The 21,990-nt window shown below is 63.7% G+C and carries 18 protein-coding genes; 10 read left to right on the forward strand and 8 right to left on the reverse strand.

The annotated features are described in order from the left end of the window. Positions 1 to 72: 72 nt before the first annotated feature. Positions 73 to 2,385 carry a transketolase-like TK C-terminal-containing protein gene (locus ACVZUB_RS00405; protein ID WP_081557163.1) on the reverse strand — a complete coding sequence of 771 codons (2,313 nt, stop codon included), beginning with the start codon at positions 2,383 to 2,385 and terminating at the stop codon, positions 73 to 75. 292 nt (positions 2,386 to 2,677) lie between these two features. After that, on the reverse strand, positions 2,678 to 2,998 hold the full coding sequence (locus ACVZUB_RS00410) for a UBP-type zinc finger domain-containing protein (RefSeq protein ID WP_081557164.1): 321 nt from the start codon (positions 2,996 to 2,998) through the stop codon (positions 2,678 to 2,680). Positions 2,999 to 3,024: 26 nt separating this feature from the next. On the opposite strand from ACVZUB_RS00410, the gene ACVZUB_RS00415 reads away from it, so the two are divergent. The 6 genes from ACVZUB_RS00415 to ACVZUB_RS00440 all read left to right on the forward strand — a co-directional run bounded on the left by ACVZUB_RS00415 (position 3,025) and on the right by ACVZUB_RS00440 (position 10,676). Beyond that, the gene (locus ACVZUB_RS00415) at positions 3,025 to 4,620 is read left to right on the forward strand and encodes a Na+/H+ antiporter (RefSeq protein WP_030536674.1); all 1,596 of its coding nucleotides are present in this window, start codon (positions 3,025 to 3,027) and stop codon (positions 4,618 to 4,620) included. Between the two features lie 182 nt (positions 4,621 to 4,802). Next, the gene (locus ACVZUB_RS00420; protein WP_003943605.1) at positions 4,803 to 6,422 is read left to right on the forward strand and encodes an ABC transporter substrate-binding protein; all 1,620 of its coding nucleotides are present in this window, start codon (positions 4,803 to 4,805) and stop codon (positions 6,420 to 6,422) included. A 127-nt stretch (positions 6,423 to 6,549) separates the two neighbouring features. Further along, positions 6,550 to 7,506 (forward strand): ABC transporter permease, encoded by a 957-nt coding sequence (locus ACVZUB_RS00425; RefSeq protein WP_003943571.1) that lies wholly within the window; start codon positions 6,550 to 6,552, stop codon positions 7,504 to 7,506. Beyond that, complete coding sequence (locus ACVZUB_RS00430) at positions 7,499 to 8,593, forward strand: ABC transporter permease (RefSeq protein ID WP_007735813.1); 1,095 nt, start codon at positions 7,499 to 7,501, stop codon at positions 8,591 to 8,593. Before ACVZUB_RS00425 ends, ACVZUB_RS00430 begins: the two co-directional genes overlap by 8 nt. Continuing rightward, on the forward strand, positions 8,590 to 9,687 hold the full coding sequence (locus ACVZUB_RS00435) for an ABC transporter ATP-binding protein (RefSeq protein ID WP_021342346.1): 1,098 nt from the start codon (positions 8,590 to 8,592) through the stop codon (positions 9,685 to 9,687). Before ACVZUB_RS00430 ends, ACVZUB_RS00435 begins: the two co-directional genes overlap by 4 nt. After that, positions 9,687 to 10,676: an ABC transporter ATP-binding protein gene (locus ACVZUB_RS00440; protein WP_058227385.1), complete on the forward strand. Its 990-nt coding sequence runs from the start codon at positions 9,687 to 9,689 to the stop codon at positions 10,674 to 10,676. Before ACVZUB_RS00435 ends, ACVZUB_RS00440 begins: the two co-directional genes overlap by 1 nt. On the opposite strand, the gene ACVZUB_RS00445 is transcribed toward ACVZUB_RS00440, so the two are convergent. From ACVZUB_RS00445 to lysX, 4 genes are all read right to left on the reverse strand, one after another. Continuing rightward, a complete protein-coding gene (locus ACVZUB_RS00445) occupies positions 10,677 to 11,276 on the reverse strand; it encodes a histidine phosphatase family protein (protein ID WP_003943544.1) in 600 nt (199 codons plus the stop codon). Positions 11,277 to 11,281: 5 nt separating this feature from the next. Then, complete coding sequence (locus ACVZUB_RS00450; RefSeq protein ID WP_003943555.1) at positions 11,282 to 12,691, reverse strand: GGDEF domain-containing protein; 1,410 nt, start codon at positions 12,689 to 12,691, stop codon at positions 11,282 to 11,284. Between the two features lie 78 nt (positions 12,692 to 12,769). After that, positions 12,770 to 13,660: an alpha/beta fold hydrolase gene (locus tag ACVZUB_RS00455; RefSeq protein WP_007735816.1), complete on the reverse strand. Its 891-nt coding sequence runs from the start codon at positions 13,658 to 13,660 to the stop codon at positions 12,770 to 12,772. Between the two features lie 13 nt (positions 13,661 to 13,673). Continuing rightward, positions 13,674 to 17,030 (reverse strand): bifunctional lysylphosphatidylglycerol synthetase/lysine--tRNA ligase LysX, encoded by a 3,357-nt coding sequence (lysX, locus tag ACVZUB_RS00460; RefSeq protein WP_003943575.1) that lies wholly within the window; start codon positions 17,028 to 17,030, stop codon positions 13,674 to 13,676. Positions 17,031 to 17,118: 88 nt separating this feature from the next. On the opposite strand from lysX, the gene ACVZUB_RS00465 reads away from it, so the two are divergent. Next, positions 17,119 to 17,346, forward strand: a complete 228-nt coding sequence (locus ACVZUB_RS00465) for an RNA-binding S4 domain-containing protein (protein WP_003943569.1) — start codon at positions 17,119 to 17,121, stop codon at positions 17,344 to 17,346. A gap of 15 nt (positions 17,347 to 17,361) precedes the next feature. Here the strand turns inward: ACVZUB_RS00465 and rraA are convergent, their stop codons facing one another. Both rraA and ACVZUB_RS00475 read right to left on the reverse strand, forming a co-directional pair. Then, the gene (gene rraA / locus ACVZUB_RS00470) at positions 17,362 to 17,838 is read right to left on the reverse strand and encodes a ribonuclease E activity regulator RraA (RefSeq protein ID WP_003943552.1); all 477 of its coding nucleotides are present in this window, start codon (positions 17,836 to 17,838) and stop codon (positions 17,362 to 17,364) included. 30 nt (positions 17,839 to 17,868) lie between these two features. Continuing rightward, positions 17,869 to 18,492: a TetR/AcrR family transcriptional regulator gene (locus ACVZUB_RS00475; RefSeq protein WP_003943532.1), complete on the reverse strand. Its 624-nt coding sequence runs from the start codon at positions 18,490 to 18,492 to the stop codon at positions 17,869 to 17,871. A 124-nt stretch (positions 18,493 to 18,616) separates the two neighbouring features. On the opposite strand from ACVZUB_RS00475, the gene ACVZUB_RS00480 reads away from it, so the two are divergent. The 3 genes from ACVZUB_RS00480 to ACVZUB_RS00490 are packed head-to-tail and all read left to right on the forward strand — an operon-like array spanning position 18,617 to position 21,980. Beyond that, the gene (locus ACVZUB_RS00480) at positions 18,617 to 19,825 is read left to right on the forward strand and encodes a phosphotransferase family protein (RefSeq protein WP_081558731.1); all 1,209 of its coding nucleotides are present in this window, start codon (positions 18,617 to 18,619) and stop codon (positions 19,823 to 19,825) included. Then, positions 19,822 to 20,985, forward strand: coding sequence for an Rv3169 family protein (locus ACVZUB_RS00485; RefSeq protein WP_047272689.1), 1,164 nt, complete (start codon positions 19,822 to 19,824; stop codon positions 20,983 to 20,985). Before ACVZUB_RS00480 ends, ACVZUB_RS00485 begins: the two co-directional genes overlap by 4 nt. Before the next feature lie 50 nt (positions 20,986 to 21,035). Then, positions 21,036 to 21,980 carry a tyrosine-protein phosphatase gene (locus tag ACVZUB_RS00490; protein WP_047272690.1) on the forward strand — a complete coding sequence of 315 codons (945 nt, stop codon included), beginning with the start codon at positions 21,036 to 21,038 and terminating at the stop codon, positions 21,978 to 21,980. Positions 21,981 to 21,990 lie beyond the last annotated feature (10 nt).

Genomic DNA, 21,990 nt, shown 5'->3' on the forward strand with positions numbered 1-21,990 from the left:
CACCTGAATGACTGAATGGACCCGAGAAGCGTCCCTGCGGGGACGCTTCTCGGCATCAGAGAGTGGGATAGATCAAGAAGTGAGATCGAGGGCAGCGCGGACGATGCTGTCGGAGTCGAGGCCGTGGTTTCGGTAGACGTCCTCGAGCGAACCGACCTGACCGAACCGGCTCACTCCGAGCGCAGCACCCGGAACGTTGTTGATTCCCGTCAGGAACGCGAGGGTGTGCGGGTGCCCGTCGAGAACGGTCACCATCGGCGCGGACCGGCTACTCGGAAAGACCTGATCCAGGATCCACGACGGACCGTCCGCGAGACCGCGCCGAGACTGGAGTGCTTCGAAGAGCAAGCCGGGGCTGGTCACGCAGACGACGTCGGCGGAAATGCCCTGCTCGCCCAGTCTTTCGGCTGCGACCAGTGTTTCGGTGACAGTGGCACCCATGCCGACCAGGGTGACGGCCGGATCAGGGTTGTGCCGCAGTGTGTACGCGCCGGCCACCACCTGACGTCGACGGCGTTCTCGCGCAGCCGGATCGGTCGGTACCGCGGCCAGGGCCTGATCGACCGGACGGGTCGACAGGCGCAGGTACGACGAGCTGCCGTCTGGTCGGCCCAGGCGTCCGATGCTGTCGAGGAGCGTCCACTCCACGTCGACGGCGAATGCCGGTTCGAAACTGGTGCAACCCGGCTGTTCCAGTCCGATGGACGGGGTCTTGATCGACTGGTGCGCACCACCTTCGGCGGCCAAGGTGACGCCCGACGGAGTGCCGACCATGATCGACTGTCCACCGGCGTAGATGCCGTACGACCACGGTTCGAGAGCCCGCTCGATGAAGGGGTCGTACATCACGCCGATAGGGAAGAGTGGCTGGCCCCAACGACTCCAGGTTGCACCGAGTTCGCCCATCAGTCCGACCAGGTTGGTCTCGGCGATACCGAGTTCCATGTGCTGACCGGTGGGCTTCTCACGCCAGTGCATGATCGTTTCGGCGTCGTCGGCAAACCAGTTGTGCCGCTCGTCGGGGGACCAGACCCCGACCTTGTTCAGCCAGCCTGCGAGGTTGGTGGTGGAACTGACGTCCGGGCTCAGTGTGACAACACGTTTCGCGGCGTCCGGCGCTTCGCGGCTCAGGTCGAGTAGTACCCGGCCGAGAGCTGCCTGAGTGGTGGACGTGCCGGAGGGCGTACGGCCGATGTCTTTCGGAACTGCCGGGGGCACCAGATGCTCCACCTTCGGGCGAGTCAGGCGCCCAGCGGTTTCGGCGCAGATGCGGCCGGACGGGCTGTCGGTCTCGAACTGTTCCCAGGGCTTCGACGGATCCATGCCGAGTTCCGCCGCCAGGTGCTCGAACTGCTCGGCGGTGAGCAGCGACGAGTGGTTCTGCGGATGACCCTGCGTCGGCAGACCCCGACCCTTGATCGTGTACGCGATGATCACGGTGGGACGGGTGTCGTCGATCTGTGCGTACGCCTCTCGCAGAGCGTCGAGGTCGTGGCCACCGAGATTGCGGATGGCCTCGAGCACCGTGGCGTCGTCGAGGTCGTCGATCAGCGCCGTGATCGCGTCGGCGTCCGCCGCGTCGCCGGGCAGTCTCAGACGTACCTCGTCGGCCGTGCATCGCAGCAGGCGCTGGTACTCCGGATTCGGCATGTCCAGGATTCGTTCGCGCAACGCGGTGCCGCCCGGCCGGGTGAACAGTGATTCCAGCAGCGCACCGAACTTCACGGTGATGACCTGCCAGCCGGCACCCGAGAACATGCGCTCCAGGCGGGTTGCCGCGATGTTCGGCACCACCCGGTCGAGTGATTGGCGGTTGAGGTCGACTATCCACACGATCTCACCCAGTTCGGCAACCGAATGATCGAGAACTGCTTCCCACACCGCGCCCTCGTCGAGTTCGGCGTCACCGACCAGGGAGTACTGACGCCCGGTTCCGGCGCCGCCGAGGGAGGCGTCGACGTATCGGCGAGCGATGGCGCCCCAGATGGGAGCCGTCGCGCCGATGCCCACCGAACCGGTCGAATAATCCACCGGATCAGGATCTTTCGATCGACTCGGGTAGCTCTGCAGGCCCCCGAATTCGCGCAGAGTCGTCAGGTAGGACTCGTCGAGTTCACCGAGGAGATAGTTGATGCCGTGGAGCACCGGCGCCGCATGCGGCTTGACGGAAACCCGGTCGCCGGAACGAAGTTGGCCGAACCACAGGGACGTCATGATCGAGACCATCGACGCGCACGAGGCCTGATGGCCGCCGACCTTGAGCCCGCTGGGATTCGGACGGACACGGTTGGCGTGATGGATCATCGCGGTCGACAACCACAGAACGCGCTTCTCGATCTCCGCCAGTGACTCGGGAGCGTTCTGGTCGATGTTGGGGCTGTTCACGGCCGGTCCTGCCTTCAGTAGTGGACATCGATCACCGCACCGCCTGTACCCCAGATCGTGGGGCCGACGATGTGGTTGTGATGTTTGGCAGGACTTCCTGAGGCCGAACCGTTCGGTGCGGCAAAGTCCAGCCGCACCTGTCGATCTGTTGTGCAGATTCTGCGTCAAAGTCCATCATCGGCATACAGATTGAGCAATAGCTACCCGGTGGATTGAGCAATGTGCGCAACACCGAGGGCTGTGCGCCGTGACAGGTGGGCACTATGCGCAGTGCACCGCCAGTCGCGCGCGGTCAGTCCATCAGGTCGTGGACGTAGCACCAGCGCCAGGATTCGCCGGGCTCGTGTGAGCGCATGACCGGGTGCCCGGTTTCGCGGTAGTGGTTGGTGGCGTGCTGATGAGGGCTGGAATCGCAGCATCCGACGTGGCCGCAGGACAGGCACATGCGCAGGTGAGACCAGTTATCCTCGCCCAACTCGGCGCACTCCTGGCAGACGCCGGGCGTCAGCGCCGCCGGGTCTGTTTCGGGCGCATTGGTTAGTTCCTCGCAACCGGTGGGAGCGGGTGCGGGCCGCTGTGTGCGAGCTGCTGCTCGCTTCAGGATTTTCTTCATCGCCTTCCATACTGCATGCTGCCAGGGTGAACGGCATATTACTGGGGGTTGTAGTAGCGGCGTTGCTGGTGGCGGCGGTCGCGCGAAGGTTCGGGCTGTCTTCGCCGCTGATCCTCGTCCTGGTCGGTTTGATCGCCTGTCAGATACCGGGTGTTCCGGAATTGGAACTCGATCCCGACCTCGTCCTGTTCGTCGTGTTGCCTCCACTTCTGTACTCGGCAGCACTGGACAGTTCATACCTGGCTTTGCGCTCGAATCTGCGTCCGATCGGATTTCTCGCGGTGGGGCTTCCCCTGGCGACGACGGCTGCGGTGGGCTTTGTCGCCTACCTGATCGTGCCGGAGTTCTCGATAGCGGCTGCTCTGGTTCTCGGCGCCATCGTGGCGCCGCCGGACGCGGTGTCCGCGAGCGCAATCGGACGCAAGCTCGGCCTGCCGCGCCGAATCATGACCCTGCTGGGCGGGGAGAGCCTGCTCAACGACGCCACCGCTCTGACGGCGTACAAGGTCGCTCTCGCGGCTGCCGTCGGTACGGGTGCGACGCTGATCGGCGGCTTCGAGACCTTCCTCGTCGCGGCGGTCGGTGGAACGGTGATCGGCCTCGCGGTGGGGTTCGTCATCTCGAAGGTTCGCGGCAAGCTCCAGGATCCGGTGATGGAGAGCGGAATCGGATTGGTGGTGCCGTTCTTCACCTACCTGGCTGCGGAAGAGGTCCACGCGTCGGGCGTCATCGCGGTCGTCGTAGCCGGATTGTTCCTCGGCCAGCGCTCCACCCGTGCGAGTTATGCGACGCGTTTGCAGGACACGGCAGTGTGGAGGGCCGTCGACCTGATCCTGGAGTCGTTCGTCTTCCTGTTGATCGGTCTCCAATTGCCCAGTGTCGTCAACGGATTGCAGGGGTACAGCACTTCGATCGTCGTCTGGGCGTCGGTTGCCGTTCTCGTGACCGTCGTGGTGGTGCGGATCGCCTGGGTGTTCCCGTTCACGTACGTACCGCGCTGGCTGTCGCCGCGTATTCGAGCGAGGGAGCCGGAGATTTCGGCGCGGGCGGTGTTCGTCGTGTCGTGGGCCGGTATGCGAGGGGTCGTGTCGCTGGCAGCTGCCTTCGCCATTCCGCTGACGGTCAACAGTGGGGAGGACTTCCCGGGGCGGTCGCTGATCCTGTTCCTGACGTTTGTCGTCGTGGTCGGCACGCTGTTGCTGCACGGCCTGACGTTGCCGTGGGTGATCCGTGTCCTCGGCGTGCAGGGGGACGAAGAGCAGTCCGACGCCCGCGCCGAGGCGGCCGCTCAGGACAAGGCTGCACGGGCCGCTGCGGCGCGGCTGGACGAGTTGGTCGGAGCCGACGCCGACGACGTCCCTCAGGTCCGCAATCGTGCCGCGGACATCTTGCGAAGCTGGAACACCCACCGCGCGAACTCGGCGTGGGAGCGACTGGGACGCAGCGACGAGGATCTGGGGGAGAGCCCGTCGAACGCCTTCCGCTCGCTGCGCCTCGAGATGATCGATGCCGAGCGAGGCGTCTTCATCGCCGAACGCGATGCCGGCCGGATCGACGACGAGGTCCTCCGGAAGGTACTTCGCGAGCTCGATCTCGAGGAAGCGACGCTCGACCGGGACTAGACCGGCTGGTCTGCTGTCCACGAAGGTAACCGCTGGCCAGGGTCGGTTTACCTGACTGTTGAGGCCTGCAACTTAACCGATTCCACTGAGCGAGACTCGATCCAATTTTCTGTGCCTCCCATCACAGACTGTTTCGTGTTCAACATCACGTCACGGTCTTACCCCGCCTTGGAGGCATTCGAATGAGTCGTAGTTCCCGCCGCGGAAGTCGCAGATTGGCTGCGGCTGCGCTGGCGATCACCGCAAGTATGTTCCTGGCGTCGTGCGCCGACAACGGCTCGAGCAATGGCGGCGGCGAATCCGCTGATTCCGGTTCCTCGCTGAAGATCGGCATGGTCAACGAGCAGGCTGATCCCGGCACTCCCACCAAGGGCGGCACGCTGACGTTCAGCGGTTACTCGGCGGTCACGACTCTCGATCCCGCGAAGGCTCAGGTTGCCGGCGCCACCGGTGGCAGCGAGCTCAGCGCCATCTACGACGTGCTCATGCGTTACGACCCCATCGGGCAGAAGTTCGAGCCCAAGCTCGCTCAGTCGCTCGAAGCGAGTTCGGACAGCAAGACCTGGACGCTGAAGCTCCGCGACGGTGTGAAGTTCAGCGATGGTACAGCTCTCGACTCGAAGGCCGTCGCCGACAGCATCAACCGCTACGTCACCAACAAGGGACCTCAGTCGAGCCTGTGGGCTTCCAAGGTTGCCTCGATCGACACCCCAGACGCGACGACCGTAGTCTTCAACCTCGTTGATCCGTGGACAGGCATCCAGTCGATGCTCGCCACCGGACCCGGCATGATCGTCGCCCCGAGCGCCCAGCAGGGTGACCAGTTCACCCCGATCGGCGCCGGCGCCTTCACCCTCGAGAAGTTCGCTCCCAACGAGGAACTGCTGTTGGCTGCTCGCCCCGACTACTACGACGGCGCACCGAACATCGACAAGCTCAAGCTGATCAGCATCGTCGGCGCTCAGCCCACCGCCGAAGCACTCAAGACGGGCGGCATCGACGCCGCGTACATGCGTACGCTCACCCCGATCCTGGATCTGATCGAGTCGGGTTACCCCGGCTTCGTCGACATCCCGTCGCTCGGTTACATCGCCAACGTGAACATGGCCCCGGGCCGCCCGGGCTCGGATGTCCGTGTCCGCCAGGCGATGGCGCTGGCCGTCGATCCGGAGACGCTCAACACCCGCGTCAACAACGGCAAGGGACTGCCCGGCCAGGAGATCTTCCAGGACACCTCGCGCTGGCACAACGACGTCGCACCGATCGGCGTCGATCCCGCCAAGGCGAAGGAACTGCTCGATCAGGCCAAGGCCGACGGCTACGACGGAAAGATCACCTTCCTCTCCATCCAGGAACCGTCCGCACAGGCGACGGCTCTGGCCATCCAGGCGATGCTCAACGCAGTCGGCTTCGACGCTCAGATCGAATACGTCACCGGTGCAGGTGATCTGGTCAAGCGGATGTACGCCGATCACGACTACGACATGAGCACCGCAGCACTGAGCCTCGCCGAGGCCGATCCCTACGAGCGTCTGTACACGGGCATCAAGTCCGGTGGCCGTAACAACGCGACCGGCTACTCCGACGCCGAAATGGATGCTCTCCTGGACAAGTTGGGCGTCGCAACCACCGACGAGGACAAGAAGGCAGTCCTGGCCCAGATCCAGGAACGCGCCAACGAGACCGTCCCGTGGCAGGTGTGGGGCAACGTCGCCGCACTCGACGTGTGGAACCAGAACGTTCACGGACTCGAGCAGAGCCTCGACGGAATCGTGCTCTTCGACGGAGCTTGGAAGTCCTAGAGAGCCTGAAGTTCACAGCCGGCCCCGCGCCCGTATTGCAGCGGATCGGGGCCGGCTGCGAACGAAGAAATGAAATCAGAGGAACTGCTGTGTATTGCGAGCTCGCTGTCCGAAGGAGACGAAATCGATGAACATCGGCGCAATAGGTAAGAAATTGGGCCAGCTCGTCATTGTGATCCTGATCGTCAGCTTCGGAACCTTCGTGCTGGCATCACTGATCCCCGGCGATCCCGCTGTCTCCGTTCTCGGTGAAGGCCGAACGCCTGCCGAGTACGAGGAAGTTCGGCAGCAGCTCGGACTCAACGATCCACTCCTGGTTCGCTATTGGGACTGGCTGACCAGCGCTCTCCAGGGCGACCTCGGCAACTCGCTCGTTCCCCCGCAGCAGGACGTCCTCACCGCGATCAGTTCCGCTCTCCCCGTCAGCGTTCAGTTGGCAGTGATGGGTCTGGTCATCGCACTCGTCGTCGCAGTTCCGCTCGCACTCTGGTCGGCGCACCACGAAGGCGGCGTCATCGACCGCGTCATCAGCGCCGCGACATTCGGTGTTCTTTCCGTCCCGAGCTTCCTCGCCGGTCTGTTGCTGATCATGGTCACCGTCAACTGGCTCGGCTGGTTCCCGCGATCACAGTGGGTGCGCATCGGCGACAGCCTCTCCGGAAACCTCTCACACGCAATACTTCCCGCGATCACCATCAGCCTCCTCGAGATGGCGATGTTCACTCGCGTTCTCCGATCCGACCTGGTGACGACGCTCCGTGAGGATTACATCCTCGCGTCGAAGGCCAAGGGAATGCCCACGCTGCGAGTGCTTTTCAGTGACGCGCTCCGCCCGTCGTCGTTCTCGCTCATCACGATGATGGGTCTGGCTCTCGGCGGCATGATCGGCAGCACCGTGATCGTCGAGACGCTGTTCTCGCTGCCCGGAATGGGCACGCTCATCGTCCGCGCAGCGCAGCAGGGTGATTCGCCGATGCTGCTCGGCGCGGTGGTCGTGATCGCGGTCATCTACGTCCTCGTCAACAGTGCGATCGATGTTCTGTACACCTATCTTGACCCGAGGAGTCGTCGTGTCCATGTCTGAAGTGACGCCAGACGGAGCGGCCCCGTCGCCGGCCCCGTCCGAGGTGATGACATACCGGCAGCAGACAGTCCTGCTGGCTCCCGGTCCCGTCGAAACGCTGGAACAGCCCAAGAATCTGGTCCTGATCGGATCGATTCTCACAGTGGTCGGCGTTGCGCTGCTCGGCACCGCACTCTTCGGTTCAGCGATCATGATGACCGTCCGCATCGTGCTCGCGCTCGTTGCCCTGGTTTTCCTCTTCAAGGGTCTCGGCAAACTCGGTACGTCCAAGTGGGGCAGTCAGTTCGATCTCTCGTACTGGTTGGCGTGCATCTGGCTGGTCGCGCTGATCCTGGCCGCGATCTTCGCGCCGCTGCTGCCGCTCGGTGAGTACAAGGACACGGTCAAGACCTTGGCCGAGCCGGGCTTCGCCTCGCCGAGCCTGCTCTCCGATCATCCGTTGGGTACCAACAACTTCGGTCTCGACCTCCTCGCCCGCGCCCTGTTCGGTGCGCGCGCTTCCTTGACTGTCGCCATCTGCGCCGTGCTGATCGGCATGATCATCGGTGGCACCATCGGCGTCATGGCCGGTTACTTCCGCGGCAAGGTCGACGCAGTCGTCGGAATCCTGACCAACTCGCTGCTGGCCATTCCTTCTCTGGTGCTGCTCATCGCACTGGCCGCGGTGCTCACGTCGAACCTGCGCAACATCACCCTCGCACTGTCGATTCTCTGCATTCCCAGCATGGTTCGAATCGCCAGGGCAAACACCATCGTCGTCGCCCAACGCGAGTTCGTGCTTGCCGCGAGAGCCATGGGCGCCACCAAATGGCGCGTCATCTGGCGCGAGCTGGTTCCCAACGTCCTCGTTCCCGTCGCCGCGCTCGGACTGGTGGCCGTCTCCGGCCTGATCGTCGCGGAAGCATCACTGAGCTTCCTCGGACTCGGTATCGCACAACCTGATCCGACCTGGGGCAACATGATTGCGGAAGGTCAGGGCGGGATCGTGGAGAAGCATCCGTTCATCGTCCTGGTACCAGGCGTCTTCCTCTTCCTGACGGTGTTCTCCTTCAACCTCATCGGCGAGAAGTATCGGAGTAAGCTGTGACCACTTCAGCTCAGCACGGCGTTCCGCTGCTGCAGGCGGACAACATCAGAACCGTATTCGCCACTCCCCGTGGCCAGTTGCGAGCAGTCGACGGTGTCTCGATCCACGTCTCCGCCGGCGAAACTCTCGGCATCGTGGGTGAATCCGGTTCCGGCAAGTCGGTTCTCGGGCGCACCATCATGGGACTGCTCCAGAAGGGTCCGGCTCTCGACATCAGCGGGACGGTGACGTTTGCCGGCCGCGACATGTCGACGATGAAGAAGTCGGAGATGAAGCACTTCTGGGGACCCGAGATCGCCATGGTCTTCCAGGATCCGATGACCTCGCTCAATCCGTTCAAGCGCATCGGTACCCACATCACCGAATCCTTGAAGTTCCACCTGGGTCTGAAGAAGGACGCGGCCCGCGATCGCGCAGCGGAACTCTTGTCGATGGTGGGTATCCCCGAGCCCAAGCGTCGGCTCGACCAGTACCCCCACGAACTTTCGGGCGGTATGCGACAGCGCGTGGTCATCGCGATGGCCCTGGCCTGCGAGCCGAAACTGCTGATCGCGGACGAGCCGACCACCGCTCTCGACGTGACGGTGCAGAAGCAGATTCTCGATCTGCTCGCCTCACTCAACGACAAGCTCAACATGGCCGTCATCCTGATCAGCCACGACCTCGGTGTGGTCTCGGGTCGATCGGATCGCGTCGCTGTCATGTACGCCGGTTCCGTCGTGGAAACGTCGGCGACCGAAGAGTTGTTCACTCGTCCTCGCCACCCGTACACCGAAGCGTTGATGGCTGCGATTCCGCGACTCGAATCACCGACGCACACAGTGCTGCAAACAATTCCGGGTGGGCTCCCGGACATGACGAAGCCGATCACCGGTTGCCGCTTCGCCGCTCGCTGCCGGTACGCCCAGGACGACTGCCTGACCGGCGACCCGGCCCTGGCTCCCGGCGGCCCGGGGGACAACACAACCGAAAGCCACACGTTCGCGTGCCACTACCCGGTCGACACCCCTGAAGGCACAACGGCATTGGTCGCCAACGAGAAGGCCGGCACTACCGCAGCGGGCCTGACGCTCGCGGTGAAGGAGATGGTCTGATGACTGCATCAGTGGATACCAGGAAGTCCGAGACGGTGGACGCGGCCCTGACGGTCGAGGACTTGGTCGTCGAATTCAACGTCGGCAAGGGCCAGACCGTTCACGCCGTGTCCGGGATCAGCTTCACCGTCGCTCCGGGCGAAACCTTGGGCGTGGTTGGTGAATCCGGCTGTGGCAAGTCCACGGCGGGCCGGGCGATCATGCAGTTGCCCTCACCGACGTCGGGCTCGATCCGCCTCGGAGAGACGGAAATGACGGCACTGGGCGCGGAAGAATTGCGTCGCAGCCGCACTCAGTTGCAGATGATCTTCCAGGACCCGATCTCCTCCCTGAATCCCCGTCGCAAGGTCAAGGCTCTCATCACCGAGGGTCCGTCGATCTGGGGTGGAAAAGACAAGGCTGCCATCGAAGCTCGGGCGCGCGAGGTTCTTGCCGAGGTCGGGCTGGACCCGGACATGGTGTGGGACCGAACCCCACGCGAACTCTCGGGTGGTCAGTGCCAGCGCGTGTGCATCGCCCGCGCATTGATGCTCGACCCCAAGGTCCTGATCTGTGACGAGCCGGTCTCGAGTCTCGACGTCTCCGTGCAGGCGCAGATTCTGAACCTGCTCGAGGACGCGAAGAAGCGTCACGGGCTGTCGCTGCTGTTCATTGCGCACAACATGGCCGTCGTGAAGAACATCAGTGACCGCGTGATGATCATGTACTTGGGCCGCGTCTGCGAAATCGTTCCCGCAGAAGACATGCAGAACCGCGCGCTGCACCCGTATACGCAGCTACTGCTGGCGTCGATTCCCGATCCCGACGCCACCGTCACTGCGGCGCAGAACGTCGAGCAGAAGGTCATCGAACTGCCCTCGCCGCTCAATCCGCCCAGTGGCTGCCGCTTCCGCACGCGGTGCCCGCTGGCTACTGATCTCTGCGCCGAGGTAGTTCCCGAGCTGCGTCTCGTCGAGGGCGGCCATCAGGTGGCGTGCCACAACGTGTGACTACACGCGAAGCATGTTGCGTACGTGACCGGTTTCGTTGATCGACCCGACCCTGCGGCTTCCGTTTCGCGACACGAGAATGCGCGTGACGGACACGTACTCGATCGGGAAGGTCAACGGGCGCTCCAGTCCGAGCAGTTCCTGCAGAACGATGTTGACGACGCCGCCGTGGCAGAAGATCGCCACGGTGGCGTCGTTGTCCGTTGCCGCGACTATCTCGTCGATCGCACCGAGGACTCGCGCACGAAAGGCGTCGCCGTCCACCGACTCGGGGAGCCAGCCGGCTTTGATGCGCGCATAGGTTTCCGGCGCCCGCTCCAGGACCTCGTGCATCGGGATGTAGTGCGGCTGCTCGTAGTCGTATTCCGCCAGACCCTCGCGCTGGGTGACCGGAAGGCCCAATATCTGCGCTACCGGGGCTGCGGTCTCGAGTGCGCGCTTTTGCGGGCTGCTGAAGAGTCCGGTGATCCGGTACGGCGCCAGTGCTGCGGGCAGCCGTAGTGCCTGGGCACGACCTTCGTCGGTCAGCGAGGGATCTGCGCGGCCTTCGGTGACCTCGGCCAGTTCGGGGAGCGCGTGTCGGATCAGGAGTAGTTGCACCTACGTCACCTTGCCATGTACAGATCGAACGCCACCACGAGGTTTCGGCCGTCGCGTTTTGCCTGGTACATCGCGTTGTCGGCGATATCGAGCAGAGTCTCCATGCCCGGCATCGCGCGATCGGCCCAGGCGACGCCGATACTGACCGTTCCCGCGAAACCGCGAATGGATCGCGCGTGGGCCTCTTGCGCCTCTCTGATGCGCTCCGCGAGCTGGATGGCTTCCTCGAAGGTGCAGTCGGCGGCGGCGACGGCAAATTCTTCACCACCCAGTCGGCCGGAGAGTCCCAGCCCTTCGGTAGCGGCGAGGAGGGTGTTTCCGAACTGTTCGAGGACCGAATCGCCGGTGAGGTGGCCGAGGTTGTCGTTGATCGATTTGAAGTGGTCGAGATCGAGCATCATGACGGCGATTGGTCGTTGCGCCGCGTGCTGGGCGTCGAGGAGTTCCTGCGATTGGGTCCAGAACGCGTGGCGACTCAGCGTTCCGGTGAGGGCGTCGCATTCGGCGATGCGTTGGAGTTCTCGCTCAGCGCGCCGCTGTGCGCCAGTGGCGACGGCTACGGCGATGGGGGAGAGTGCCATCAAGATGACGGAGATCCGGGTGGTCACCCCCTCACTGAGTAGGTGCACCGGATCTGCCAGTGCCAGACGTCCCTTACCCGCCATGACCAGTGCCCACGCGCTCCATCCGGCTGCCAGGAGCGAGGTGCTGAACAGTGAGACACGCATTGCGCACCACAGGAGCGCCGGCATCGGCAGCAGCAGCGCAAGGGCTCCCTGGACCTCCAGGGCGAGTGGCAGACAGGCCAGGAGAGCGGCCAGAGGTGCCAGGATCTGTGCGAGCCGCCTCAAGCGCAGACTCTGCCGCACGGACGGCCCGCAGGTTCTTCGAATGTGTTCGAGCGTCGGTGCCGACAGAACGATCGGCAGCACGATCAGATACGTACACAGATCGGCGAAGAACCACCCCACCAATTCCGTTGCCGCACCGCTTCCTTCGTGGAGTTGAGTGCGTAGTGCGCTGGCGGACCCGGCCGTGAACGACGCCAGAACCGAGATGAGGAAGATTCTGGCCGTGTACTTCGTCTCGGAGATTCGCCGTGGAAAGCAGCCGAGCAAGTTCGCGGCGATCAATCCTGTCGTGACGCCGACCAGATTGATCGCATTCAGTTCGAAGGCCCTCTGCACGGGGCTTCCGGTCGCAAGATCCGCCGTCAGCAGCGCGGCGCCGCCGACAGCGAGTCCGATCGGCGCAAACGAGCGCGGGTTACGGAGGAGAATGCCCAGAAGGATCGCGTTGGCGGGCCAGAAGGTCGACAGAAAACCGGGCGGACGGGCGGCGATGCCCGCCAGGGCGACAACGAGGATCGCCACGAAAATCAGGCACGAGCGCACCCGACGTGTCGAACGGTCCATGGTCAGCCTGTCGTAGAAAGCAGAAGCTGTCCGAGACTAGCAATGATCCGGCTACTGTCCGAGTTGTAACTTTAAGTGTCATCCCCGACGGTTCGGCTGCGTGAGGCGCCGAATCAAGTTCGCCAACTCCTCGGGCTGATCGATCATCGCGTGGTGATGTGCCGGGCGCAGGACGTGAAAACTCCCGCCGAGGTAGGTGGCGAGTTTCTGCTGCTTTGCCATCCAGGCGATGGACCAGGGAGTGGTGTGGCCAGTGTGTGCGGCGACGACGCTGAGGTCGATGTCGGGCAGTGGATGCTTGCTCGAGCGTCGTAAAGCGGTGAGCTCCAGCGCCATATCGGTGTACGCGACGTATTCGATCATCGCCGCTTCCAGATAATGAGGCTCGCGGTAGATCTTCCGGACCCATTCGAGAGTGGCTTCGGACGACCCACTCGGCGGCACGGACTGGTTGAGGATCTTGCGCGTCGTCGTACCGAGGAGTCGTTGGAGCCCGGTGGTGCTGAACGAAGCCGCGGCGGCTCGGGAGGCGATCAGCAGCAGGTCGCGGGGGAAAAGACGTTTCGGCTCCTTCTCGGCACTGGAATCGAGGAGGAGCATCCCCGCCGCCCGATCGGGGAACAGGCGCGCGAAGCCTTCGACGTAGAAGCCGGCGATGGAGTGGCCGACCACCACGGCCGGACCACTCAGTCCCAGAGTGTCGAGCACGTCGCGGATCCGCTGAGCTTCGCCGCGGACGGTCGGAACTTCGGAAGTAGGCTCGCTGAGCCCGAAGCCCGGGCGATCGAAGCGGACGACGGTGTGATCCGACTGAAGATGACGCGCGCAGTCATCCCAGTCGAACCAATTGCCCGCCAGCCCACCGCACAGGACGACGACGGGGCCGTCGCCCTCGGCAAGAACATGCAGTCGGCTCTCGCCGACCTGCAAGATCTCGCCCGGTGGTTTCACGTGGAACAATTCCGGCACGCGAGAATCCGGACTACTGACGCGGTTTCGCGAGGGGGAAGGCCAGCGTCTCGCGGATGCTGCCACCCGTGATCAGCATGACGATTCGGTCGACGCCCATCCCGAGACCACCCGTCGGCGGCATCGCGTGTTCGAGGGCTTGGAGGAAGTCTTCGTCCAATTCCATCGCTTCCGGGTCGCCGCCGGCCGCGAGCATCGACTGCTCGGTGAGCCGGTTGCGCTGATCCACAGGGTCGGTCAGCTCGCTGTATGCGGTTCCGAGTTCGACGCCCCACGCCACCAGGTCCCACTTCTCGGCGACGCCGGGGATGCTGCGGTGCGGCCGGGTGAGCGGCGACATCGAGGTGGGGAAGTTGGTGTAGAACGTCGGGAACTCCGTGTAGTCCTCGACCAGATGCTCGTACATTTCCTGCGCGATGGCGCCGGTATCCCAGCTGGACTGGTACGGGATCTCGTTGGCGTCGCACAACTTCTGCAGGTCTTCGAGACTTGTCTCGGGGGAGACGTCGACACCAAGTTTTTCGGCGACGGCGCCGTGCATCGTCTTCACCGGCCACTCACCGGAGATGTCGACCTCGACCAGTTCGCCGTCCGGGCCGGGACGCATGATGATCTCGCGACCGAATGCTGCGACGGCCGCCGCCTGGATCAGCTCGCGGCACATCCGCATCATGCCCTCGTAGTCGCTGTGGGCTTCGTATGCCTCGAGGATCGTGAACTCGGGATTGTGTTTGAAGTCGACGCCCTCGTTGCGGAACACGCGGCCGATCTCGAACACCTTCTCCATACCGGCGACGCACAACCGCTTCAGGTACAGCTCGGGTGCGATGCGGAGATAGAGGTCGAGGTTGTACGCGTTGATGTGTGTCAGGAACGGAGCGGCATTCGCGCCGCCGTGCACCTGCTGCAGAATCGGGGTCTCGACTTCGAGGTATCCGCGACCACCGAGTGAATCGCGCAGCGACTTCACGACGGCGCTTCTAGCCTCGAGAAGTTCGCGGGCCTTCGGGTTGAGGGCGATGTCGAGGTACCGCTGGCGGACGCGGGTCTCGGGATCCGAGAGGCCCTTCCACTTGTCCGGCAGCGGGTGCAGGCACTTGCCGTTCATGCGCCACTCGACGGCGATGAGCGACAGCTCGCCCTTGCGGCTGCGCCCGATGGTTCCGCTGACTTCGATCAGGTCACCGAGATCGAACTCGGCAGCGAACTCCGCCAACTTCTCGCGGCCGACGTTGTCCTGGTCGACCAGAACCTGGATGTCGCCGGACCAGTCGCGCACGTCCGTGAACACCACTCCGCCGTAGTCGCGGACCCTCAGCAGGCGTCCCGCGATTCGCACGCGGGTGCCCTCCGGTGACTTCGCTGCGGCCGCGATCGTGTGCGTCGGTGGATAGGCGACGGGGTAGGCGGCGATCCCTTCGTCGGCCAGTTGCGCGAGCTTGTTCATGCGCACGCGGACCTGCTCGGGTCGACGCGGACCGTTGGTCGTGAACGTCGGCGCCGAGTCCGGCGGGCTGCCGTCGGCGTGCAGTCCTTCGGACGTCACCAGAGCTGCGGGCACTGCCGCATGCGTACCGGTGTGCTTGACGACCTGGCTGGACTTGCGCCCGAAACTGGGCAGCACCACAAAGCCTTCGGCGATGGCCGACGCGAATCCGACGCGCGGCAGTTCGCGGTTGTCCTCGAAGCAGAGGAAGCGCGGCGCCCAATCCGGCTGGTATTTCACGTTCGAGCGGTACAGCGCTTCGAGCTGCCACCAGCGGGAGAAGAAGACGAGCACCGAGCGCCAGATGCGGAGGATCGGGCCCGCGCCGATGCGCGAACCTTCCTCGAACACCGAGCGGAACACGGCGAAGTTGAGCGAAACTCGCACGACGCCGATCTCGTCCGAACGTGTGGCCAACTCCGAGACCATCAATTCGACGACACCGTTGGGCGCCGTCGGCTTACGGCGCATCAGGTCGAGCGAAACACCGTTCGGTCCCCACGGCACGAGCGAGAGCATGCCGACGACGCTTTCGTCCTCGGTGCCTTCACCCATGACGGCTTCGACGAGGAGGCAATCGCCGTCGAGGTGATCGCCCAGTCGGCCGAGCGCCATGGAGAAGCCGCGCTCGGTGTCGGTGTCGCGCCAGTCGTCGGCGCGGATGATGACGGCCGCCATGTCCTCTGGCGGGATGTCGCGATGGCGTCGCATCCGCACGGTGACGCCGTGACGCCTGACGCGGGTGACCGCCTGGCGCACCGGGCGCATGTCGCGTCCGTTGAGATTGAACTCGCGGGTGCGCAGGATCGCTTCGTCGCCGAGCTGCAGGACGCTCAGGCCCGCCTTCTTGTATGCCGTCGCCCCGGTTTCGCTGGCGCCCATGACGGCCGTCGCCCAGCCGTACTGCGACGCGAGCCCCTGCCACGCTTCGATGGCGTGCGGCCACGCTTCGGGATCACCGATGGGATCACCACTGGCGAGGCAGACGCCGATCTCGACGCGGTACGTGATCGCGGCCTTGCCGCTCGGCGCGAAGATGACCGCCTTGTCGCGGCGGGTGGCGAAGTAAGCGAGAGAGTCGTCGGCACCGAAGTTCTGGATCAACCCGCGGATCGCGGACTCGTCGTTTCCGGTGAGGGCGTTGTTGGAGCGTTGCGCGCGGAAGAGCGTCATGACGGCGGCGAGGAGCGCGATGGCACCGAGGAGACCGAGGACCGTGTTGACGAAGACACGCGGGTGGCCGTCGAACACCTCGTTGTCGACCGAAGCCGCCGCGGTGACGCGGTTCAAGGCCCACAGGAATCGCTGGTTCTGCGGTAGGTCGCCCGGGAAGAGTTCGACAAGGCCCCAACCGATCACGGTCGCGACAGCCATGCCGCCGATCAGCACGCCGAGTGCTTTCCAGCCGGCGCCGCGTCGTACGCGTGTGTAGAACTCGGGCCTCGCCGCGATGAGGATTCCGATCACGACAAGCAAAACGACAACGGCCACGGCGTTGTTCGGGTTCTTGTCGACGATCGCGGAGGCGATGTTGGTGAGGGTGATCAGTGACAGGTAGATCGTCAGCAGCCACCAGGCGATGCGCTTGCGGCTCGCGAGGGCGGCGGCGAGCAGGGCGACGACGAGCGCCCACGACAGGCTCGTATCCGGTGCGTCGAAGTAGTAGCTGTCGATGTATTCGCGTGGGACGCGGAGGATGTGCCGCAGTACCGGCGAGATGCTCCACAGGAACACCAGTACGGAGAAGACTCCGAGGATCAGTCCCGAGATATGGGGAACCTGGCTGAACCGCCCTTTGCGGAATCGACGCGCCTGGCGCGGATTTTCGGGTGGCGATTCCACCAACTCTGCAGTGGTGTCCGATACCTCGGTCAATGGTGCCATCGAGCTTCCTCTCCTACCGGTCGATCAGATCCTCACGCTAAGTGTGGTCTGTCGTGTCCAGTTTTGTGGGAGGAGGAAGATGATTGACATGACCGACAACATTCCAGCAGTACCCATCCGCGACGAAATGATTCGGCTCGGTCAGTTTCTCAAGCTCGCGAACCTCATCGAATCGGGCGCGGAGGCGAAGGAAGTGATCGCCGACGGCATGGTTTCGGTCAACGGTGAGGTCGAAGATCGTCGGGGCCGCCAGCTTCGTGACGGCGATGTCGTCGAGATCGGCGGGATGGCCGCCAAAGTGGAAGCCCCCGCCTGATCCCGCGACTTCTGACTAGCTCTCGCGAACGACGACGCCGTCCTGGTCGCTGTAGACGATCTCGCCGGGGTTGAAGGTGACTCCGCCGATTTCGATCGGCACGTTCTTCTCGCCCGAACCGGTTTGCGTGCTCTTGCGCGGGTTGGTGCCCAAAGCCTTGACGCCGATGTCGAGGGTGCGCAGGATCGCGGAGTCGCGGACGGCTCCGTTGACGATGACGCCGGCCCAGCCGTTGTCGACGCCGCGGCCGGCAATGATGTCGCCGACCAGAGCGGTGTGGATGCTCGCGTCACCGTCGACGACGAGGACTCCGCCGTTGCCCGGTTCACTGAGGGTCTGCTTCACGAGCAGGTTGTCCTGGAAGCACTTGATGGTCGTGATGGGGCCGGCAAACACTTCACGTCCACCGAACTGGGTGAACTGCGTGTCGCAGCTACGGATGTCGGGTCCGATCTCGTCGGCAAGGTCAGCGGTCGCTACAGGCTCGGTCATGCCCCACAGGATAGTCGGCGAGGTTGGCGCCTAGTTGTCGTCGGGGAGTATGCCGTTCAGCACTATGTCGGCAAGAGAATCGGCAAACGGTCCCGGGTCCGAGACGTCACGAACCGACAGCGCGAAGATGGCCGCGCCCGCCATGATGTCGAGAAGAGCGTCGGCGTCGACGCCGCTTCGGATGTCGCCGCGCTCTCTCGCCGCCTCGAGTCGACGGTTCAGCTCGACGCGGACTCCGGCCAGTTGCCGCACCACGAGAACGTCGCGTAATTCCGCGTTTGTTCGCACTTCGCTCATCAATCCGGGAGCAGCGGCTCGTGTGGCGGGAGCTGCGAACAGAGCAACCGCGCCGTGCACCAGCGCGCGGATCTGATCCGTGATCGTGCCCTCGGTGCCGAGTTCGGTGTCGATGTCCGCGCCCTGTTCGACGTCGAGTACGGGATAGATCGCGTCGTTGACGATGTGTGCCTTCGACGGCCACCGACGGTAGATGGCTGGACGTCCTACTCCCGCACGCGTGGCTATGGCGTCGATGGACGTGCCCGCGTACCCCTTTTCCTCCAACAGTTGCCTGGTCGCGTCCAGTACTGCGTCGTCGATTGCAGGGTTTCGCTGCGGGCCCAGGCGGTGCTGAGTTTCGGAATCTTTGGACATTTTGGGCAAATCCCTTGCGGTATCGCTGTGATGGCCGTTACATTCTGTCACGGCTTTAGTCGATACATATTGTATCGACAATCGGCACGTGCGCATCGGCGCCACCGAACCACGAGGAGTGGTGATGAACCTTCGAACCGAAACAGAAACCTCCGGCGAAGATCCCGACTACGCCGAATTTGCCAGGCCCGGCGAATCCCGCAACGACCCGGCGGAGATGCGGCGCAGCCTCGAAGGCTGGCTCGCGACCGTGCTGTGGCGAGGTTCGAAACCTTCCGTGACCTCGGTCGAAGTGCCGGCCGCGAACGGCATGTCCAACGAAACTGTGCTTTTCGATGCGACGTGGATCGAGGACGGGATTCGAGCCGAGCATCGCTTGGTCGCCCGTATCGCCCCGCGGGACAGTGCGGTACCGATCTTTCCGTCTTACAACCTGGACCAGCAGTTTCGGGTCATGAGCGCCGTCGCCGCTCACACGTCGGTGCCGATCCCGCGGGTGTACTGGTCCGAGAGCAACCCGGACGCGCTCGGCGGCGAGTTCTTCGTGATGGAACGGCGTGAGGGCGAAATCCCGCCCGATGTCATGCCGTACACGTTCGGATCCTGGCTCTCGGAAGCTTCGGCCGACGACTGTTCTCGACTCCAGCAGTCATCGGTCCGGGTGCTCGCCGAGCTACACGCTATGGCCGATCCGCACCTCGCACTCCCCGAGTTGTGCCGCGATGGTGCCGAACCGACTGGGGCAGAAGCACTTCGCGCGCACCTCGAGGACCAGCGGCGCTATTACGAGTGGGCAACAGCCGACGGACCAGGATCTCCTTTGATCGAGCGCGGTTTCGACTGGATCGAAGCGAACTTTCCCGTCGATGCCGGTTCCGCAGTGCTCTGCTGGGGTGACTCGCGGATCGGAAATGTCATCTACCGCGACTTCGAGCCGGCGGCGGTCCTCGATTGGGAGATGGCCACACTGGGGCCGCGTGAGCTGGACCTCGGCTGGATGATCTTTCAGCACAGGTTCTTCGAGGATCTCGCTGCCATGGCCGGACTCCCCGGAATGCCGGACTTCCTTCGTCGCGAGGACGTGGCAGAGGCCTACGGCTCGCTTTCCGGCCACCCGGTTGCGGATCTAGATTTCTACATCCTTTACGCCGCGCTGCGGCACGCGGTGATCATGTTCCGAGTCCAAAGCCGCGCAGTGGCTTTCGGTCAGGCCGAATTCCCCGACAACCCGGACGAGATGATCCTGCACCACAAAACACTCGAAGCCATGCTCGACGGCACCTATTGGGAGTCGCTCGCAACATCCCCGCTCACAACAGGAGATGCACGATGACACTGTCCCCGCTCGACGACTACCCGGTACATCAGATCGCCGAGACCATCCGCCACGTGGGCACCTCGGATCGAAACTTCTACGACCGTTACTACTTCAACTGCCATGCAGGCGTCGACGGCGACACCGAGCCACTGTTTCTCATCATCGGTCTCGGTCAGTACCCCAATCTTGGTGTATGCGACGGCTTTGCGGTTCTTCGGCGCGGCGATGACCACATAGTCTTCCGGGCATCCCGAGCCTTGGGTGACGATCGTATGGACCTGTCAGTAGGCCCGCTGCGAATCGAAATCATCGAGGGTCTGCACCGCCTACGTGTGGTGTTGGACCCGAGTCCCGAAGCGCCGGACCTGAGCTTCGACCTCACCTTCGAATCCGACGGTCCGGCTAATCTCGAGGCCAGACATTTCCATCGCCAGCTCGAACGAGTCACCTTCGACACGCAACGATTCGTGCAGACCGGAACATGGTCCGGATCCTTGACCGTCGACGGCGACGTCATCCCGGTCACCCCGGAGACGTGGCGGGGTAATCGCGATCGGTCCTGGGGTGTGCGACCGGTCGGCGAAGCGGAACCGCCTGGACGCAAGGCAGATCCGGCGATAGCCGGCAGTCAGAACTTCTTCTGGATTTACTCGATCATGCAATTCGGCGACTTCACCATCGTCACGATCGTCCAAGAAGATCAGCAGGGACGCCGAATCCTCGAAGATGCGACTCGCGTCTGGGCGGACCGCTCGCGCGAGCCGGAGTGGTTGGGTCGACCGGACCACCAGCTCACGTTCATTTCCGGTACTCGCGAGGTGAAGAGCGGAACTCTGTACTTCCGGCGCCCCGGTGCACCAGGCGAATCCGACCACATCCTGGAGATCACCTGCGAACCGATACTGCCCAACTACATCGGTGTCGGCACGGGCTACGGACTCGAGCAGGATTGGCGCCACGGGATGTGGCAGGGCGAACTGGTGGTTCAGGGCCTGCGAGAGAAGGTTTCGGACATCGAACCGTGGAAGAAGATGCTGTGCCCGGTCGACAACTTGGCTCGGTTCACCCTCGTCGAGGACGGCGTAACCCGCACCGGGACAGGCCTGTTCGAGGTAGCAGTGATCGGACCTCACCAGCGGTACGGATTTACCGGCATCGGTGACGTCGCTCCGTAACTCCAGATCACCACACCACAAATCCCAAACTACAGAGAAAGGCACTGCACATGTCCACACGCACACGAATGTTGTTCGCTCGCACTGCGAAGGCTGCCACACTTGTTGTCGCCGGAGGCCTGTTGTTTGCCGCTCCCGCCACGGCCATCCCGCTCGACCTGGGCTCTCTCAACACAGGCTCGCTTGGAGCGGTCGATCTCGGCTCGCTCGATCCTGTCCTCGCGCCGACACCGAACTTGGCCTCCGTGGCCAACTTTCGCGACGTCGCCGGCAACGACGGTAGGGGATACGCCACCGTCGACGGCTCACACCTCAAGCGCGGCGTCATCTACCGGTCCAATGCGCTGACCGCGACCACCGACGCAGACAAGACGACACTCACCGGCCTCGGACTTGCCGACGCCTATGACCTGCGCGGCGCAACCGAGATCTCCAACCCGTTCATCGGTGGCGCGGACAAACTCCCGGACGGTGTGACGTACACGAACATCCCCATCGAGTTCAAGGATCTCACTCAGCTCGCCACAACTATCAAGTCGCCGGAAGAGGCCAAGCAGTTCTTGGTCGACACCAACCGCAGTTTTGTCACCGATCCCGTTCGCCGTGCCGGCTTCAAGCAGGTCCTCTCGGACATCGCTGCGAGTGACGGGGTGCAGTTGTTCCATTGCACCTCAGGCAAGGACCGCACGGGTTGGACCGCGATGTTGCTGCAGTCCATCGCCGGTGTCCCCGCCCAGACGATCATGGACGACTATCTGTTGAGCAACACCTACCTTCAGGCGACCAACGAGAAGATCCTTGCGCAGATCTCTCAGGCCCTGAGCCCGCAGGTGGCGACCAATCTCGAGCCGGCCCTCGGTGTCGACGCTTCGTACCTGGAAGCTGGACTCGCGCAGGTAGCCAGCGATTACGGAACCGTTGACGGTTATCTCACCGAAGGTCTCGGACTCACTCCGGACACGATCGCGCTTCTGAAGGCCAAGCTGGTCGGCTAGTTTCTCGCTG

Source organism: Rhodococcus sp. OS5, from assembly GCF_056837585.1.